The 16,521-nt window shown below is 39.0% G+C and carries 16 protein-coding genes and 2 tRNA genes; 14 read left to right on the forward strand and 4 right to left on the reverse strand.

Annotated elements, in window-relative coordinates; translation table 11 throughout:
* Positions 1 to 170 precede the first annotated feature (170 nt).
* The 7 genes from HPC67_RS10755 to tsaD all read left to right on the forward strand — a co-directional run bounded on the left by HPC67_RS10755 (position 171) and on the right by tsaD (position 4,193).
* Positions 171 to 247, forward strand: a tRNA-Met gene (locus HPC67_RS10755).
* A 35-nt stretch (positions 248 to 282) separates the two neighbouring features.
* Positions 283 to 359, forward strand: a tRNA-Asp gene (locus HPC67_RS10760).
* Positions 360 to 545: 186 nt separating this feature from the next.
* Positions 546 to 1,508, forward strand: a complete 963-nt coding sequence (thiL, locus tag HPC67_RS10765) for a thiamine-phosphate kinase (protein ID WP_217587745.1) — start codon at positions 546 to 548, stop codon at positions 1,506 to 1,508.
* 12 nt (positions 1,509 to 1,520) lie between these two features.
* Entirely contained in the window at positions 1,521 to 1,976 is a 456-nt protein-coding gene (gene tsaE / locus HPC67_RS10770) for a tRNA (adenosine(37)-N6)-threonylcarbamoyltransferase complex ATPase subunit type 1 TsaE (protein ID WP_217587746.1), read from the forward strand.
* Between the two features lie 51 nt (positions 1,977 to 2,027).
* A complete protein-coding gene (gene tsaB, locus HPC67_RS10775; RefSeq protein ID WP_217587750.1) occupies positions 2,028 to 2,735 on the forward strand; it encodes a tRNA (adenosine(37)-N6)-threonylcarbamoyltransferase complex dimerization subunit type 1 TsaB in 708 nt (235 codons plus the stop codon).
* The gene (gene rimI / locus HPC67_RS10780) at positions 2,728 to 3,183 is read left to right on the forward strand and encodes a ribosomal protein S18-alanine N-acetyltransferase (protein ID WP_217587755.1); all 456 of its coding nucleotides are present in this window, start codon (positions 2,728 to 2,730) and stop codon (positions 3,181 to 3,183) included. The genes tsaB and rimI overlap by 8 nt, the downstream gene beginning before the upstream one ends.
* Positions 3,180 to 4,193, forward strand: coding sequence for a tRNA (adenosine(37)-N6)-threonylcarbamoyltransferase complex transferase subunit TsaD (gene tsaD / locus HPC67_RS10785; protein ID WP_217587759.1), 1,014 nt, complete (start codon positions 3,180 to 3,182; stop codon positions 4,191 to 4,193). The genes rimI and tsaD overlap by 4 nt, the downstream gene beginning before the upstream one ends.
* Before the next feature lie 214 nt (positions 4,194 to 4,407).
* Here the strand turns inward: tsaD and HPC67_RS10790 are convergent, their stop codons facing one another.
* Positions 4,408 to 6,336, reverse strand: a complete 1,929-nt coding sequence (locus HPC67_RS10790; RefSeq protein ID WP_217587760.1) for an ABC-F family ATP-binding cassette domain-containing protein — start codon at positions 6,334 to 6,336, stop codon at positions 4,408 to 4,410.
* Between the two features lie 129 nt (positions 6,337 to 6,465).
* Between HPC67_RS10790 and moaC the strand changes: the two genes are divergently transcribed.
* The 3 genes from moaC (at position 6,466) to HPC67_RS10805 (ending at position 9,157) form a co-directional block, all read left to right on the forward strand.
* The gene (gene moaC / locus HPC67_RS10795; protein WP_217587761.1) at positions 6,466 to 6,960 is read left to right on the forward strand and encodes a cyclic pyranopterin monophosphate synthase MoaC; all 495 of its coding nucleotides are present in this window, start codon (positions 6,466 to 6,468) and stop codon (positions 6,958 to 6,960) included.
* Positions 6,957 to 7,586, forward strand: coding sequence for a redox-sensing transcriptional repressor Rex (locus tag HPC67_RS10800; protein ID WP_217587762.1), 630 nt, complete (start codon positions 6,957 to 6,959; stop codon positions 7,584 to 7,586). Before moaC ends, HPC67_RS10800 begins: the two co-directional genes overlap by 4 nt.
* A 146-nt stretch (positions 7,587 to 7,732) precedes the next feature.
* Positions 7,733 to 9,157, forward strand: a complete 1,425-nt coding sequence (locus HPC67_RS10805; protein ID WP_217587763.1) for an MDR family MFS transporter — start codon at positions 7,733 to 7,735, stop codon at positions 9,155 to 9,157.
* Between the two features lie 34 nt (positions 9,158 to 9,191).
* Here the strand turns inward: HPC67_RS10805 and HPC67_RS10810 are convergent, their stop codons facing one another.
* Together HPC67_RS10810 and HPC67_RS10815 are read right to left on the reverse strand one after the other, a co-directional pair.
* Complete coding sequence (locus tag HPC67_RS10810) at positions 9,192 to 9,389, reverse strand: DUF4305 domain-containing protein (RefSeq protein WP_217587766.1); 198 nt, start codon at positions 9,387 to 9,389, stop codon at positions 9,192 to 9,194.
* Positions 9,390 to 9,395: 6 nt separating this feature from the next.
* Entirely contained in the window at positions 9,396 to 10,109 is a 714-nt protein-coding gene (locus tag HPC67_RS10815; protein WP_246569999.1) for a CPBP family intramembrane glutamic endopeptidase, read from the reverse strand.
* Positions 10,110 to 10,419: 310 nt separating this feature from the next.
* Between HPC67_RS10815 and groES the strand changes: the two genes are divergently transcribed.
* From groES to HPC67_RS10830, 3 genes are all read left to right on the forward strand, one after another.
* Positions 10,420 to 10,704: a co-chaperone GroES gene (gene groES / locus HPC67_RS10820; protein WP_217587768.1), complete on the forward strand. Its 285-nt coding sequence runs from the start codon at positions 10,420 to 10,422 to the stop codon at positions 10,702 to 10,704.
* Between the two features lie 65 nt (positions 10,705 to 10,769).
* Positions 10,770 to 12,401 carry a chaperonin GroEL gene (gene groL, locus HPC67_RS10825; RefSeq protein ID WP_217587771.1) on the forward strand — a complete coding sequence of 544 codons (1,632 nt, stop codon included), beginning with the start codon at positions 10,770 to 10,772 and terminating at the stop codon, positions 12,399 to 12,401.
* A gap of 723 nt (positions 12,402 to 13,124) precedes the next feature.
* Positions 13,125 to 13,790 (forward strand): hypothetical protein, encoded by a 666-nt coding sequence (locus tag HPC67_RS10830; protein ID WP_217587773.1) that lies wholly within the window; start codon positions 13,125 to 13,127, stop codon positions 13,788 to 13,790.
* 44 nt (positions 13,791 to 13,834) lie between these two features.
* Here HPC67_RS10830 and HPC67_RS16005 read toward each other — a convergent pair whose 3' ends face one another.
* Positions 13,835 to 14,095 (reverse strand): IS3 family transposase, encoded by a 261-nt coding sequence (locus HPC67_RS16005; protein WP_217587775.1) that lies wholly within the window; start codon positions 14,093 to 14,095, stop codon positions 13,835 to 13,837.
* A 535-nt stretch (positions 14,096 to 14,630) separates the two neighbouring features.
* On the opposite strand from HPC67_RS16005, the gene HPC67_RS10845 reads away from it, so the two are divergent.
* Positions 14,631 to 15,857: a DUF6161 domain-containing protein gene (locus HPC67_RS10845; RefSeq protein ID WP_217587777.1), complete on the forward strand. Its 1,227-nt coding sequence runs from the start codon at positions 14,631 to 14,633 to the stop codon at positions 15,855 to 15,857.
* Positions 15,858 to 16,521 lie beyond the last annotated feature (664 nt).

A 16,521-nucleotide genomic window follows, 5' to 3' on the forward strand; every position in this document is an offset into this window, starting at 1 on the left:
GATGTTTGACTCTCTTATTTGGTTTTGAAGGTACAAATTATTTGTATCTTGATATACAAACAAGTATAATATATATTGTTGGTTCATATAATAAAGGCGTACTGTGCAACACGACGAACAGTCTTTACGCTTTAAAAATGCATGATCAACAACTCAATATTATCTCATATCGCGGGGTGGAGCAGTCTGGTAGCTCGTCGGGCTCATAACCCGAAGGTCGCAAGTTCAAATCTTGCCCCCGCAACCAAAATCTTTAAATCGTAGTACTTTACATTTAAATATGGTCCGGTAGTTCAGTTGGTTAGAATGCCTGCCTGTCACGCAGGAGGTCGCGGGTTCGAGTCCCGTCCGGACCGCCACTTCTTAATTGTTATAGTTTGATATATAAAACACACGATTCCCTTCGTGTGTTTTTTCGATTGTTTTAATGTTTATGTAAGACGTTACTCTCTATACGTTATCTCCCACATGTTACTTTATTTTTTCTTTTGATCCGGTTTCTGCTATCATGAATATAGCATAGTGAAATGCAAGGTGATGTCGTGATGAATGAGTTTGAATTTATTAATACCATAAAACAAAATGCTTATAGGCAACCATCTTTAATAAAAGGTATTGGAGATGATGCAGCTGTTTTTCGTCAATCATCTCAGGATGTTGTAACAGCGATGGATACGTTTGTAGAGCACGTTCATTTCTCAAAACAGACAATGTCACCATCTGACATCGGATATAGGGTACTAGCAGCAAACTTAAGCGATATGGCCGCAATGGGTGCGGAACCTGCATTTTATCTCGTCTCAATCGTTGTAGGTGATCATTGGAAAAAGAATGAGCTTCAAGATATATTTAAAGGTATGCAGGAATTAGCGAAACAGTATTCGATTGATTTAATTGGTGGCGATACAGTATCAGGTCATGAATTATCGATAACCGTTACAGTCATTGGTTATGTTATAAAAGAAAGAGCCCGTTTTCGAAGTGCTGCTAGAGACGGAGATGTTGTTTTTGTGACGGGAACGTTAGGTGATGCTGCAGCTGGTTTACATATGTGCCTACATCCAGGTGAGTATAAAGACAAGCATCACTTTATTCGTAAACATATTAGACCTGAGCCACGTATCGCATTTGCACGGGCATTAACGTCATTAGATAGAGTCGCCTTAAACGACATTAGTGATGGTATTGCGAATGAAGCATACGAAATTGCAGATGCGTCAAATGTAACTGTTCATTTATATAATGATAAAATACCAAGGCATTCAGGATTAAAGCAATTTAGAGCGTCTGATGTACATAATTGGGTATATTTCGGTGGGGAGGATTTTGAACTCGTTGGGACAGTACCGGAAAAAGATTGGGAAAAGGTTATGACTGCTAGCGAACAAACATCAGTCCCTGTCACAAAGATTGGCTATATTTCGGCGGACAATGAAACTGGTGTTGTTTATCTTCACGATCAAGATGAAGTGATTCGTTTAGGTCAGTTTGGATATCATCATTTTTAAGTAGGTGTTCATATGAAAAAACGTGTGATAAAAACAAAATCAGAAACAGCAACGATTCAGGTAGCTGAAAGGTTAGCGATGCTTTTAAGACCATCTGATGTGATTACCCTTGAAGGGGATCTTGGTGCGGGCAAAACGACTTTTACAAAAGGAATTGCAAATGGCCTTGGTGTAAAGCGCAATGTAAATAGCCCAACCTATACCATTATTAAGGAATATGCTGGCGAGTTGCCGTTGTATCATATGGATGTGTATCGTTTAGAGGACTCAGAAGAGGATATTGGCTTTGAAGAGTATTTTAATGGTGACGGCATTACAGTTGTGGAGTGGGCGCAGTTTATTGAACCTTTTTTGCCACGAGAACGACTGGATGTGCACATTTCATATGTAGATGATTATTCGCGAGAATTGGTTTTTACACCACATGGGAACCATTTTGAGTCGATTGTTTTAAAACTACTTGGTTAATCAATATGCTATTGGATAAAGCCGTATTTTGTATTTGAAGGAGTCAACAAGATGAAGATACTTGCGATGGATACATCTAACAAAGCGCTTAGTGTGGCGATTGTAGATGAAGGTGAAATAATCGCTGAATTAACGACAAACATTGCTAAAAATCACTCGGTACGCTTGATGCCGGCAGTTGAGCAGATTATGAAGGAGGCCAACCTACAGCCAAGCGAACTTGATAAAATTGCTGTCGCAAAAGGTCCTGGTTCTTATACAGGCGTTAGAATCGGACTCGCGACAGCTAAATCAATGGCATGGGCACTGAATATTCCTGTTGTCGGAATATCGAGTTTGCAAGCAACAGTTTATCAGGGCCGTTTTTTTGATGGGGTTGTATCGCCCTTTTTTGATGCTCGGCGTGGCCTTGTTTTTACAGGTCTATACCGGTGGACGAATGGTAAGTTAGTCTTACAACGAGAAGAGATGAACGTTTCGATGGAAGCGTGGTTAAGTGAATTAAAGGCTTCTGATCAACGTGTTCTTTTTTTGAGTCCAGAGATCGAAAGCTTTCGATCAATGATAAAAGATGCGCTTGGAGAAAAAGCTGTCATACCAGAAGCGCCCTTTCATATCGCTAGAGCATCCCATCTCGCTATGATTGGTATGGGTGAAACGGCAGACGAGACACACATATTGACGCCGAATTACTTGCGCTTAGCTGAGGCAGAAGCAAAGTGGCTAGCCGCTCAAGAGGACAGTCAGAACAATGGTTAAAGCAGCATATGAGATTAGAGAAATGGATGCAAACGATTTAAAACGTGTCATGGAAATCGATGCAGCTGTTTATCAGACACCATGGTCGCAAAAGGTGTATGAACAAGAATTAGGGAATAATCCACACGCCTATTATGCTGTTATTGTTGTTAATGGTCACGTCGCTGGCTATGCGGGTGCTTGGATTGTCATGGATGATGCACAAATTACGAATATTGTTATTGCGCCGGAATTTAGAGGACAAAAGTTAGGCTCTCACTTATTTGAGCATATGCTCCAAATGGCGATATATAAAGGTGCCCAACGTCTATCTCTTGAGGTACGCGTATCAAATGTTATCGCACAGAGCATGTATCGTAAATTTGGACTCGTACCAGGTGGCATACGAAAAAATTATTATAAGGACAACCAGGAAGATGCGGTTGTCATGTGGGTGAATTTATTATGACTAAAGATATTTATATACTTGGAATTGAAACAAGCTGTGATGAAACGGCCGTTGCCATTATAAAAAATGGTCAAGACATCGTTGCAAATGTCGTGGCATCACAAATTGAAAGTCACAAACGGTTCGGTGGTGTCGTACCAGAAATTGCGTCACGTCACCATGTCGAACAAATTACACTCGTGCTTGAAGAAGCATTTGCAAAATCAGAGCTTAGCTGGGACGATATTACAGCTATTGCCGTCACAGAAGGACCAGGACTTGTCGGTGCTCTGTTAGTCGGTGTCAATACGGCAAAAGCGCTTGCTTTCGCCAAACAAAAACCTCTTGTCGGTGTGCATCATATCGCTGGGCATATATATGCCAACCAACTTCAGCAGCCATTGATGTTTCCATTGCTCGCCTTAATCGTTTCTGGCGGACATACAGAGCTTGTCATCATGAAGGCACATGGTCAGTTTGAAGTCATTGGTGAAACGCGAGATGACGCTGCCGGTGAAGCGTATGATAAAGTGGCTCGAATGCTCAATTTACCATATCCAGGCGGCCCAATGATTGATAAGCTTGCACATGAAGGGCAAGCAACGATTGATTTTCCTCGCGCTTGGCTTGATCCAGATAGCTTTGATTTCAGCTTTAGTGGTTTGAAGTCATCCGTGATTAATACGATCCATAATGCAAAGCAACGTGGTGAACAGCTTGAAAATGCAGATATTGCGGCTAGTTTTCAAGAGAGTGTTGTTGAGGTTTTAACGAAGAAGACGTATGATGCTGCCATTCAATATGATGTGTCACAGGTCATTGTTGCTGGCGGCGTTGCAGCGAATAAAGGCTTGCGTACGAGCTTAACGAAAGCCTTTGAACATACGAACATTCCACTCGCTATTCCGCCTATTCATTTATGCACTGATAATGCAGCGATGATTGCTGCGGCGGGTACAATTGCATACGAACAAGGTAAGCGAGCCGGTATGGATTTGAATGCCAATCCGTCGCTCCCACTTGAACAGTAAAAAAAGTTGTCCACATATGCCGTGGACAACTTTTTTAATATGCTGTTATAACCGCGTTTGATTTGTGGACACATTTTGTGGATAACAGCAGATCCGATTGTTGATAATGTGAATAATGATGTGAAATGTGAGCATAAAGCTATCGAAAATGTTGATAAGTCTGTGGATGATCTGGATAAGTGCATGTGTTCGTCATTATTCGACAGAGTTCGCTTTATGCCTCATCTTGTAGTTCTGTCCACTCTTCAAGCAACTGCTCAATGCTATGTTCTGTTTCCTTCGTTTTTTCTTGTAGCTCAAGTGCTTTTTCATGATCTTGATAGATCTCAGGCTCAGCAGCACGATTTTGAAGCGCCTCAAGCTCTGTTTCAAGCTTTTCTATTTGTTGTTCTAATTCTGTTATGCGCCGTTCCCGCTTACGTTGATCTCGTTGCCGTTTCTTTTCTTCTTCAAACGTCAGACGGTTGTTGTTTTGAACAGCCGCTTTTGGCTGTTCGGTTGATTGCAGCTCTTCTCGCTCAGCTTCTTCCTTCTTTTTCTCAATGTAATAGTCATAATTACCAAGATAGCTGGTCACACTGCTTGCTTGCATCTCTACAATGCGATCGGTAATTTTATTAATAAAATAACGGTCATGTGACACGAATATAATCGTTCCAGGAAAATCAGCTAATGCAGATTCAAGTACTTCTTTACTATCAATATCAAGATGGTTCGTCGGTTCGTCGAGTATGAGTAAATTAGCCTTTTGCATCATCAGCTTGGCCAATGCAAGTCGCGCTTTTTCACCGCCACTCAGATCATACACGTGTTTAAGGACGTCATCGCCAGAGAAAAGGAAGTTACCGAGAACCGTTCGAATGTCCTTCTCATTAACAAGTGGATGCTCATCCCATAGCTCCTGTAAAACCGTTTTATTGGAATTCAACGTAGCTTGTTCTTGATCATAATAGCCTGCTTGGACATTCGTCCCTAATTGAATTGTACCAGCTGTTGCTTGAAGTGAGCCGAGTATGACCTTTAGCAGCGTTGATTTTCCAATACCGTTTGGTCCGATAAGCGCGATGCGTTCTCCCCTTGATACATTTAAATTAAAGCCACTGAACAACGGCTTGCTGTCTTCTTCATATTGAAAAGAAAGCTCACGAATCTTTAAAACGTCATTACCACTTTGCCGATTGATCGAAAAGGAAAAGTTAGCAGAGCCCTCATCACCTAAAGGCCGATTAATTTTATCTAATTTCGCTAGATCTTTACGTCTGCTTTGAGCACGTTTCGTCGTTGAGGCCCGCGCTATATTACGTTGGATGAAATCTTCCATTTGCTTGATTTCCGATTGCTGTTTTTCAAAAGCCTTGAGATCGCGTTCATAATCAAGCGCTTTTTGATCGAGATACTTACTGTAAGATCCGATATAGCGCTTGGAATGATGGCGGCTAATTTCATAGACAATCGAGACGGTTTTGTCTAAAAAGTACCGATCGTGTGATACAATCACGACAGCACCTTCATATTTATTTAAATACTCTTCTAGCCAGCCGAGTGTATCAATGTCAAGATGGTTCGTCGGTTCATCAAGAATGAGTAGATCGGGTTGTGCAAGCAGCAACTTCCCAAGAGCAAGTCGGGTTTTTTGTCCGCCACTTAATTCCTGTATGGGAGTTGCATCATCATAGTTGGTAAAGCGAAGCCCGTTTAAAACCGCTTTAATTTCTGCCTCATAGCTGTAACCGCCAGCTTTTTCAAATTTGTTTTGTAGATCATCATAATCTCGCAGCAATTTGGCATAGGCTTCATCATCAAAGCGATCTGGTTCACCCATCTGCTGTTCCATAAGACGGAGCGTTCGTTCTTGCTCCTTTAAATGGTTGAAAACAGTCATCATTTCATCCCAGATCGTTTTTTCGGATTCGAGACTCGTATGCTGTGACAGGTAGCTCGTCGTTACACCCTTTGGCTTGATAAATTCTCCTTCATCGTAAGACAAGTCACCATTCATAATTTTAAGCAGGGTAGATTTGCCTGCACCATTACGACCAACAATCGCAACTCGATCCTTGTCTTGAATTTCCAGCTTAATGTTTTCCAATATCGTGTCGGCGCCAAACGATTTACTCACGCCGTTTAATTGCATAATAATCATTTTGTTCACCTCATATTCACAAGTGTATCGTATTATTGCTAAAACAAGCAATCATATTGTGAATCAACTCACGACTTATTGACAGTTTTCTGCTAAAATGGAAATGAACACACATATGGAGATGATTAAATGTCGCAGTTCACGCATTTTAATGAACAAGGCAGGGCACATATGGTTGATATTGGTGACAAGAAGCCAACAGAACGGACGGCAATTGCCCGTTCAAGTGTCGGTGTCACAAAACATATCTATGAACAGATCACGACGGGAAGCATAAAAAAAGGTGATGTGCTTGCTGTAGCACAGGTTGCAGGTATCATGGCCGCTAAACGAACGTCTAACTGGATTCCGATGTGCCACCCTCTGCCATTGAAAGCAGTTGATATTTCCTTTGATTGGAACTTAGAGCATGCTTCATATGAGCTTGTTATCGAGGTTTTTGTTAAAACAAAAGGTTCAACAGGCGTAGAAATGGAAGCGCTGACGAGTGCTAGCGCAACCGCATTAACAGTATATGACATGTGTAAGGCGCTTGATAAAGGCATGGTCATTGGCCCAACGTATTTGGTTGAAAAAAAGGGCGGTAAATCGGGAGACTATATTCGAAAGGAGAACGGATCATGACACAAAACAAAATACCACAGGCTACAGCAAAGCGACTTCCTCTTTATTATCGATATTTAAGAAATTTACAATCTCAAGGGAAATCACGTGTATCCTCAAAGGAGCTGAGTGATGCTGTTAAGGTTGACTCAGCGACAATCAGACGAGATTTCTCTTATTTTGGTGCACTTGGAAAAAAAGGCTATGGCTATAATGTAGAGTATTTACTTGGCTTTTTCCGTAAAACGTTAGATCAGGATGAATTAATTGAAGTCGCTTTAGTAGGTGTCGGCAATCTTGGTGCTGCTTTCCTTCATTACAACTTCATGAAAAATAATAACATCAAAATTGCGATGGCATTTGATTCTGATCCAGAAAAAATCGGAACAGAGATTTCTGGCGTACATGTGTACAATATAGATGACTTAGAAGAAAAATTAGACGACATTAAAGTCGCAATCTTAACGGTTCCAGCATCTGTTGCTGATGCCACGACCGAAAGACTTGCAGATCAAGGTGTTGAAGGGATTTTAAACTTTACACCTGCCAGAATTAACGCGCCGAAGCATATTCGAATTCATCATATTGATTTATCCGTTGAATTACAAGCATTGGTCTATTTTTTAAAGCATTATCCGTTAGTGTAAGATCATATATGAAAGAGCTGATGACAACATATCGGCTCTTTTTTTATGCTGCAATTCCGGAAAAGTTTGGATATTTGTAATTTGCTTAAAGGTAAGGTACGCTTAAATCATTCGACATACGAAATAAACGAGCAGGAGGTCAAATTATGGAACGTATTCCATCGAAGTGGCTCGTTGTCATTTCTATATTGTTTGGAACGTTTACAGTCATTTTGAATAACAGTATGCTCAATCCGATCTTGCCACATTTCATGGATATCTTCGATGCGGATGCCGTCGCAATTGGCTGGGTGTTAACGATTTTCATGGTGTCAATGGGGATGACAATGCCATTAACCGGATATTTAGGTGATCGGTTCGGAAAAAAACGTATTTATATTATTGGTCTCATCTTATTTATGGTCGGTTCAATATCAGGTGCCTTGTCACCTTCACTCCTTATGATTATTGTTTCAAGAGCCATTCAAGGTACAGCAGGGGGACTCATGATGCCAATTGCAATGGCACTTGTCTTTCATGCCTTTCCTCGCAATGAACGGGGTCTCGCTGTGGGGATTTACGGGATTGCGGCAATGGTTGCTCCGGCGATCGGTCCGACGGTCGGCGGCATTGTGATCGAGTATTTTTCCTGGCCATTTTTGTTTTTATTTAATATTCCCTTTGCAGTGGCTGGCATCTTTTTCTGTGCCAAATATTTAGTGCCGACAGAGAAGGATCCGGATTTAAAGTTTGATCTTATCGGTTTTCTTCTTGTGACTGGTGGTGTCGGTTCGGTGTTGTTTGCCCTTGGCAGAGGCTCGACCTTAGATGCGCTGTTATCTCCATCAAATATCATACTCATCATCGTTGGTGCCCTTCTATTAGTCGTTTTTGCCAAGTATGAGGGTAAGCAGACACAGCCGCTCCTTAACTTAGCAATCTTTAAAATTCCGACATATTCTGTATCAATCGTTGTGACAGCAACCGCTTCGATTGGATTGTTCTCAGGTATATTTTTATTACCACTTTTAATTCAAGACGTATACGGACTGTCTGAAATTCAAACTGGTCTACTATTTTTACCAGCGGCATTAATGAGCGGATTATTTATGTCAATCGGCGGGAAGATTCTTGATGTGAAGGGACCGAGATATGTTGTTCCAATTGGCCTTCTTGTGCTGGGGAGCTTTACCCTTTTACTTGGCTTTAATACATTAACGACGTCGTTTTGGTTTATTTTAATTGTTAATGTCATTCGAAGTGCCGGGCTAGGAATGTGTAATATGCCAGCAACAACAGCAGGGATGAATGCAATACCGGACGATCAGGTTGCCCAAGGCTCTGCGATGAACAATGTGATCCGGCAAATATTTTCATCGTTTGGAATTGTGTTCTTCTCGATTTACTTTGAAGTACGTCGGGGATTGCTTGCGACAGGTTCAGCGGGGTTGGAAATGCAAGAGGCTACGCTCCAAGCTCTCAATGAAGCGTTCTTAATATCTGGTATCGTTATTTTATGTGTGGTACCGGTGTCGTTTATTTTAAAAGGCGCACAGAGCGTTAAAAACGAATCAGAATCAGCTGCGTCATAAAGATAAGAGCCCGTTTTGGTTAACGGGCTCCTTCTTATGAATTCTTCTTATTTTTTGCGTGTAGGTGGGTGCGTAGGAAGCGCAGTCCTATACCGATATCTAAGGCGGCGATGACAGCTAGAGCGATGGTCATCGCATTAAAGCGTTCGCCTGGTACTGTAAGGGCGAGGTAAAAGAAAAACGACCCTAGTATAAAATAAATTATCGTATTTGCTAATGGTGATATACGCATGTTTAATCAGCCTCCAAAAATCATTTGCAGCTTTTCCATATTTTCCAGTTGCTTCTCCATATTTTCCAAAACACCAGACATCTGTAAAATAACCGAAATTGAGTTCAGCGTCATATGTACAATGATTGGCACAATAAGCCGCTTTGTTTTAACATAAAGAAAGGCAAATACAAAGCCCATCGCACTGTAAATTAAAATGTGCTCGATTTCACCGTGAATCACGCCGAACACACCAGCGGAAATGAACGCTGCGATAATAAAATTAAAGCGTTTATACAGCGAGCCAAATACAATCTTTCGAAAAATAACTTCCTCTAAAATCGGTGCAATGATCGTCGGTACAATGAAAAAGAGTGGCACAAGCTCGATCATATCTATAATCATCATCGTATTCTCTGAGCCGGCTTCAATACCGAATACATACATCTCAATAGAAGCAGCAATCGCATTGGCCATATAAGCCATAAAGACACCGAGAATCGACCAAAGTACGATTTCCCCTTTTGAAGCGGCATTTCTTAGCGGTGCTTCACGCATGTAAGGCTTCATAATGAATCCAATGACAACCAGTCCAATCACAAAGCTGATTAAGCTCCAATAAACGATCGCCTCATTTTGTGTCAATGGTAGTGCAACATATAGCAACGGGGCAAACAGTAATCCCGAAAATTGCATAATGATATAGGCTAAAATGACGCCCCAGTATCGTCCTGTCAACATCAACGACTCCTTCTAATTGGTATATAGTATATGCTTATGCAGCATATTGAGCGGGAATCAATTTATTTTTTCCATATGAACGTATTTTAGCATAATCTTGTCCCATATAGTAATAGTATGGTTGGACAGGGAGGAAATAGGGTAAACTCAAAAGGGCGTTTGTTGTCGTGGTTTCCGCTCAAAAAAAATATATAAGTTTATCTCTTGCATTTTCCAGATGAATTATTTATTATATTAATTGGAATTAGCACTCACCGATGTCGAGTGCTAACAAACTAAAAATCTGATGAGGAACTAAGGAGGTTTCGACATGATTAAACCACTAGGAGATCGTGTTGTCATCGAGCTTGTTGAACAAGAAGAAAAAACTGCAAGCGGCATCGTACTTCCCGATTCTGCAAAGGAAAAGCCGCAGGAAGGCCATGTTGTTGCGGTAGGTTCCGGCCGTGTAACAGACAACGGAGAAAAGATTGCGCTTGAGGTTAAAGAAGGAGATCAAATTATTTTCTCCAAGTTTGCCGGCACTGAAGTTAAATATGATGGTAAAGAATACTTGATTCTGCGTGAGAGCGATATTTTAGCAGTTATTGCTTAATCGCTAACCGGTGCAGAACAGAATACACATACTTAAACTAAACATTTTAAGGAGGCATTTTTACAATGGCTAAAGATATTAAGTTTAGTGAAGACGCTCGTCGCGCTATGATGCGTGGTGTAGATACATTAGCAGATGCTGTAAAAGTGACATTGGGACCAAAAGGCCGCAATGTTGTTCTCGACAAGAAATTCGGTTCCCCGCTCATTACAAATGACGGTGTAACAATTGCTAAAGAAATTGAACTTGAAGATCGTTTTGAAAACATGGGTGCACAGCTCGTATCTGAGGTTGCTTCCAAAACAAACGACGTTGCTGGTGACGGTACAACAACTGCAACTGTTTTGGCACAAGCAATGATTAGCGAAGGCCTTAAAAACGTCGCTTCAGGTGCTAACCCTGTCGGTGTTCGCCGCGGAATCGAAAAAGCGGTTGAAACAGCGATCAACGAATTAAAAACAATTTCTAGCCCAATTGAGGGCAAAGATTCTATTGCACAGGTTGCATCGATCTCAGCTAACAATGAAGAAGTAGGTCAACTCATTGCTGAAGCGATGGAACGCGTTGGTAACGACGGTGTTATTACAATTGAAGAATCAAAAGGCTTCAGCACAGAGCTTGAAGTTGTTGAAGGTATGCAATTTGACCGCGGTTATGCATCTCCTTACATGGTTTCAGACCAGGATAAGATGGAAGCCGTGCTTGATGATCCATACATCTTAATTACTGATAAGAAAATCGGCAACATCCAAGAAGTATTGCCACTTCTTGAGCAAGTTGTTCAGCAAGGAAAGCCAATCTTAATCATTGCTGAAGACGTTGAAGGCGAAGCGCTCGCAACACTCGTTGTGAACAAGCTACGTGGTACATTCAACGCAGTTGCTGTTAAAGCACCAGGATTTGGTGATCGTCGTAAAGCAATGCTTGAAGACATTGCTGTATTAACAGGCGGCGAAGTAATTACTGAAGATCTCGGCCTTGACCTTAAGAGTGCAACACTTGATCAGCTTGGTCGCGCTTCTAAAGTTGTCGTTACAAAAGAAAACACTACAATCGTTGAGGGTGCTGGAAACCCAGAAAACATTTCTTCCCGTGTCACACAAATCCGTGCACAAGCAGAAGAAACAACATCTGAATTCGACAAAGAAAAACTACAAGAACGTCTTGCTAAGCTTGCAGGCGGCGTAGCAGTTATCAAAGTCGGTGCAGCAACTGAAACAGAATTGAAAGAACGCAAGCTACGTATTGAAGATGCATTGAACTCAACACGTGCAGCGGTTGAAGAAGGTATCGTATCCGGTGGTGGTACAGCCTTAGTTAACATCTACAAAAAAGTAGCAGAGCTCGCACTTGAAGGCGATGAAGCAACAGGAGCAAGCATCGTACTTCGCGCTCTTGAAGAGCCAGTACGTCAGATTGCCCACAACGCTGGCCTTGAAGGATCCGTCGTTGTTGAGCGCTTGAAAGGCGAAGAAATCGGAGTTGGCTTCGATGCAGCTACAGGCAACTGGGTTAACATGGTTGAAGCTGGTATCGTCGACCCAACAAAAGTTACACGTTCAGCCCTACAAAACGCAGCATCTGTTGCAGCTATGTTCCTAACAACAGAAGCCGTTGTCGCTGATAAGCCTGAGGAAAACGAAGGCGGCGGAATGCCTGACATGGGCGGCATGGGTGGAATGGGCGGCATGATGTAATACCGCCCCCCAACCCTTGATATATAAGGGCTTGTATGTGAGATTAGAGTGATTTTCTAAACTTTGTATATTATTGTAGGCTTCTCATAAGTTGTCCAAACTTTTGAGAAGCCTCTTTTTAAATCTTTTTAAATTTCTTTTTATATGCAGATAGATATTGTTTATTTTACGGAATAATTTAATTTTGACGGGATTATTGAAATGGAATCAGAAGGGATGAGCGTAATTGAACTACAGGGTATTCTGGCTGCTTCTTTTTATCCAGGGTTTGTAAAAAACGCTAATTCCTTTTTTATCTACAAAACAGATGTTTATTATAACTGAAAATTACGTCATTATGTAACGCTAGTGAACAACCAATATATAATATTACATATATAGAAAAGGTAAAAAAACAAGAAGACTTGTTTATTCTAAACATTCTTCTTGTTTTTTTGTAGAAATAAATAATAAATAATGAAAGAGAACGAGGAAGTTATTTGTAATGTTAGCAATTATGAGTGACTTATGATAAGTGTTTTTTAGGAATAATTGAAAGGACAATACTACTTTATTAATTTAGGTTTGTCTTTTGGGTAAAGATTTGGGAGCCGATGAAGCTAAATTTATAATAATACGATACTAGTATAATTAAATAAAAGATTAAAATGTCGATAAAAAAGTAAATAATCTTTTTGTAATGTGTATAACTGACTTATATAAAGTCTAATAGGGGGAAAAACTTTGAGATTTTTATTTTATGTACTTTTAAATGCTATACTAATTTCTTTATCAGTAGTTGTTTACATGGAGTCTAAAGAGGGTGAGTTCCAGCATCTGATTGCAATTTGTATTTCTGTTATTGTTATTAACCTAATAATAGTTTTAGGAGATATCATACTAAATAAATTTGTCTTTAGTATTATTATGAAATACGATGAAAAGAGAAGAAAGAAAAAATATAGTCTGTATAATTGGGTAGGGGAATTAGGGCAAGACATATATTTGTATGAGGAACTAAATAAGGTTAAAGAAATAACTAATAATTCTATTAAACAGAACTTCGATTCAATTAAATTTTTATTGAAGGAAAAGTACCCTAATAAAAAGGAATTAAACGAATATAAAATTATACTTGAAGCAAGAGAAAAAAGTGAGCATGTTAAAACTTTAAAAGGTGTAGCGCAAGCATTTCTTATAGCGGGTTCATCTCCATTATTAATAAACGTTACTACAGGTGATATTGATAATGTTATCAATTTATTAAGAAATCTTTTTGTTTTTGTTATAACCTGGTTTGGTTTCCTTTTTATAATTAGGGATTTAAATCATCAAATGGACCGTAATATACTTTTGCTTAAATTGGTTAATATTTGTTTAGAAGAATACGATAGAGATAGAACTGCTTAAAACAAGGTCTGCCGTCTTACACGCACCAGTACTATGGACAATGATTACACGATTGATGACGCTTTGACTCGTTTTTCACTGGGCCTCATTACAGGTCCATTTCGTTCATTAATCGACCAATTCGACTCTGATAACTGGGCTAATTCTTTCTTTATTTTACGTGTTCCATAGTTATTACGGCTCTCTTTAAAAATGCGGGCAATTTCCTTTGAAAGCTCTTTATCTTCCTCTTCCTGTGCACTTTTACATGTTAAATAGTCATGATAGTAATACGTACTTTTGGGGATATTGAAGACGTCGCACATTGCTGAAACCGAATATTTGTGAGCAATATCGAATCACATCTATTTATGTTCTATGATCAGCGCAGCTTGCTTTACAATATCGTTCTTCATAAGTAAACCTTGATTTTCTTTGGAGAGGCGAATCAATTCATTTTGCTATTATGAGCGATTTTCCCTTCGCAGCGGAGGAGCCTGTTCACGATGATTCTTAATCCAGCGATCTAAAGCAAATGGAGTAATATCATATTCTCTAGCAATATCTGCACGTGATTGATTTTGGATTACCGTAATATTGTTAGTTGGCAGTTCGATAAGCACTTTATTAGCTCACTTAATCCATTTTCAAAAAAACTGGTATGATGGGCGGGCGGTTTGCTGAATCTATTAAGACAATGTCCTGGAAATATGTAAAAAATCAGATGTTAATTGGACTGGTGGAGTGTAATTTTTACTGATGTCGTGGCTTCGTATTTAATTAAGAGGAAACTGGTGCTTTACAAAAATATAAAGGTAGTGTTGAATTAAATGTGAAGAAAGTGGAATAAGGAGGAAACCAATGACTCAGGCAGTTGATGAAAGTAAGAAGGTTTTTTCAAAGGAAACAAAAGATTACTTTAAAAGTTTTGAACTTACGTTCACCTTATATCCTGATAATCAAACAAAGTCATATAAATCGCTCGATCATTTTTATTCTTTTATACAGAACGAGGTTGACTTTTGGAGAAAATGCACAACAGGAAAACCTAGTGCAATTCGTTCACACTTTGTCAAAATACTAAATTGGTTGGACCAAATATATAATTATAATTTTCAAAATCAAGATAGTGCGATTAAGAATAACATGAGACAAGTAATAAATAACATTAAAGCAAATCGTTATCCCTGTGTTTTTTCAATAACGTCGAGAGCAAAGTTTATTAAGGAACAGTATGAAATACATCCACAATTTGCAGAATCAGCGTGTGAATATCTTTTAAATATCAGCGGAAATTCCACCTTACAATTAAATATGAATGATAAGTATATCTTTAAGGGGCTAATTGATTCATACTTGTATGAATATCCTCAAACTACTAAAAGTATTTTTAAAAATGAGCAGGAGTCGCTTTATCATTTAAAAACAGATTACAACGATTCTCTAAATAAACTTGATAACGAGTACTATGAAAAGATGAAATATTTAGATGGTAACACTTCGAAATACCAGAGTGACTTAATCACATGGAAAGAGGACTTGCAAAATACAACAGAATCCTTTGTGGAAGATAAAGAATTAGAACTTGAAAACTTAGTTAGTTTATATGAAGAGAAATTGAAGTTAGAAGGCCCGGCAAAATATTGGGAGGAAACAAAAGACCAATATAAAAAAATTGGAAAGCGTTGGATGATAACGGCCGTATCTATTTCAATATCATTCATCACTTTTCTTACTATATTGCTTTTGAAACTCACTATAAATGATACGGAACTAAATTTAAATTCTATTAAAATGATGTTTATCTTAACGGTTATTATTTCTATTGGTATTTTTGTAATTAATTTTTTCATAAGACTGTCAACAAGTGCTTATCATTTGTCTCGTGATGCGCATGAAAGACATCAACTAGCTTATGTTTATCTAGCGTTACTAAAGGACAAGAGTGTGGAAGAATCCGATCGTTCAATCGTGCTCCAATCACTCTTTAGCAGAGCAGATACAGGATTACTTAAAGGAGAATCTAGTCCATCTCTACCAGATGGTTTATTGGGGCAAGCACTTAAAAATATGAATACTAAACAATAGCAATATGGGTATTATGATGCTAAATAAGGTGGACAGACGAAAAGACCTCTAGTTTTAGGTCTTTTCGGTTTTTTGTTATATTTTAGGTGATTCCTTTTTAAGTCAATATATAGGAACTATCTTCGTCAAAATGTAGGTGTCATACTTAAACGAAATATCTCTTATTATTAAGTCTTAAAGTGAACAGAATGAAAGTTGTTTAAAGTTAATTGTTCCTTCCTATGTTCTTCTAATAAAACAACTCATTTTAAACGTTGACACTCCAAAAATAACAAAATGCATCTCAAATACGTCTTCGTTATAATTTAAAGCCCTTTTTTATTTTTAATACTAAAAGCAGCCTAATGTTATTGGAATATCAGTATATTGATTGGGAGGATCTTATGAAAAAAGTACTGTAAAACCATTCTTCTTCCGTTATTTCATCTTTGTAATAGTAAGGTAGATATTATACGCATTATCATAGGAGTCAATATAGTTTTAAGGCTCAAAAAAAAATGATGAAATCGGCTGGGATTATAGGCAATTTATACCCCGAAATAATATAACCCGTTCAGACATAGATAAGATGATCGACATAAAAAGCGAATAGGTGACCTTAAAGAATCTTTAACACTAAAAGAGAAGCAAAACAATTATTGATGGCGCGATTAAACATATGACA

Origin of the sequence: Lentibacillus saliphilus (assembly GCF_019093865.1) — a bacterium.
GTDB lineage: Bacteria > Bacillota > Bacilli > Bacillales > Amphibacillaceae > Lentibacillus_B > Lentibacillus_B saliphilus.

Bases quoted from the DNA above. Each gene is read 5' to 3' on its own strand.
- thiL (WP_217587745.1), top strand. From the start codon at position 546: ATGAATGAGTTTGAATTTATTAATACCATAAAACAAAATGCTTATAGG.
- tsaE (WP_217587746.1), top strand. From the start codon at position 1,521: ATGAAAAAACGTGTGATAAAAACAAAATCAGAAACAGCAACGATTCAG.
- tsaB (WP_217587750.1), top strand. From the start codon at position 2,028: ATGAAGATACTTGCGATGGATACATCTAACAAAGCGCTTAGTGTGGCG.
- rimI (WP_217587755.1), top strand. From the start codon at position 2,728: ATGGTTAAAGCAGCATATGAGATTAGAGAAATGGATGCAAACGATTTA.
- tsaD (WP_217587759.1), top strand. From the start codon at position 3,180: ATGACTAAAGATATTTATATACTTGGAATTGAAACAAGCTGTGATGAA.
- HPC67_RS10790 (WP_217587760.1), bottom strand. From the start codon at position 6,336: ATGATTATTATGCAATTAAACGGCGTGAGTAAATCGTTTGGCGCCGAC.
- moaC (WP_217587761.1), top strand. From the start codon at position 6,466: ATGTCGCAGTTCACGCATTTTAATGAACAAGGCAGGGCACATATGGTT.
- HPC67_RS10800 (WP_217587762.1), top strand. From the start codon at position 6,957: ATGACACAAAACAAAATACCACAGGCTACAGCAAAGCGACTTCCTCTT.
- HPC67_RS10805 (WP_217587763.1), top strand. From the start codon at position 7,733: ATGGAACGTATTCCATCGAAGTGGCTCGTTGTCATTTCTATATTGTTT.
- HPC67_RS10810 (WP_217587766.1), bottom strand. From the start codon at position 9,389: ATGCGTATATCACCATTAGCAAATACGATAATTTATTTTATACTAGGG.
- HPC67_RS10815 (WP_246569999.1), bottom strand. From the start codon at position 10,109: ATGTTGACAGGACGATACTGGGGCGTCATTTTAGCCTATATCATTATG.
- groES (WP_217587768.1), top strand. From the start codon at position 10,420: ATGATTAAACCACTAGGAGATCGTGTTGTCATCGAGCTTGTTGAACAA.
- groL (WP_217587771.1), top strand. From the start codon at position 10,770: ATGGCTAAAGATATTAAGTTTAGTGAAGACGCTCGTCGCGCTATGATG.
- HPC67_RS16005 (WP_217587775.1), bottom strand. From the start codon at position 14,095: ATGTGCGACGTCTTCAATATCCCCAAAAGTACGTATTACTATCATGAC.
- HPC67_RS10845 (WP_217587777.1), top strand. From the start codon at position 14,631: ATGACTCAGGCAGTTGATGAAAGTAAGAAGGTTTTTTCAAAGGAAACA.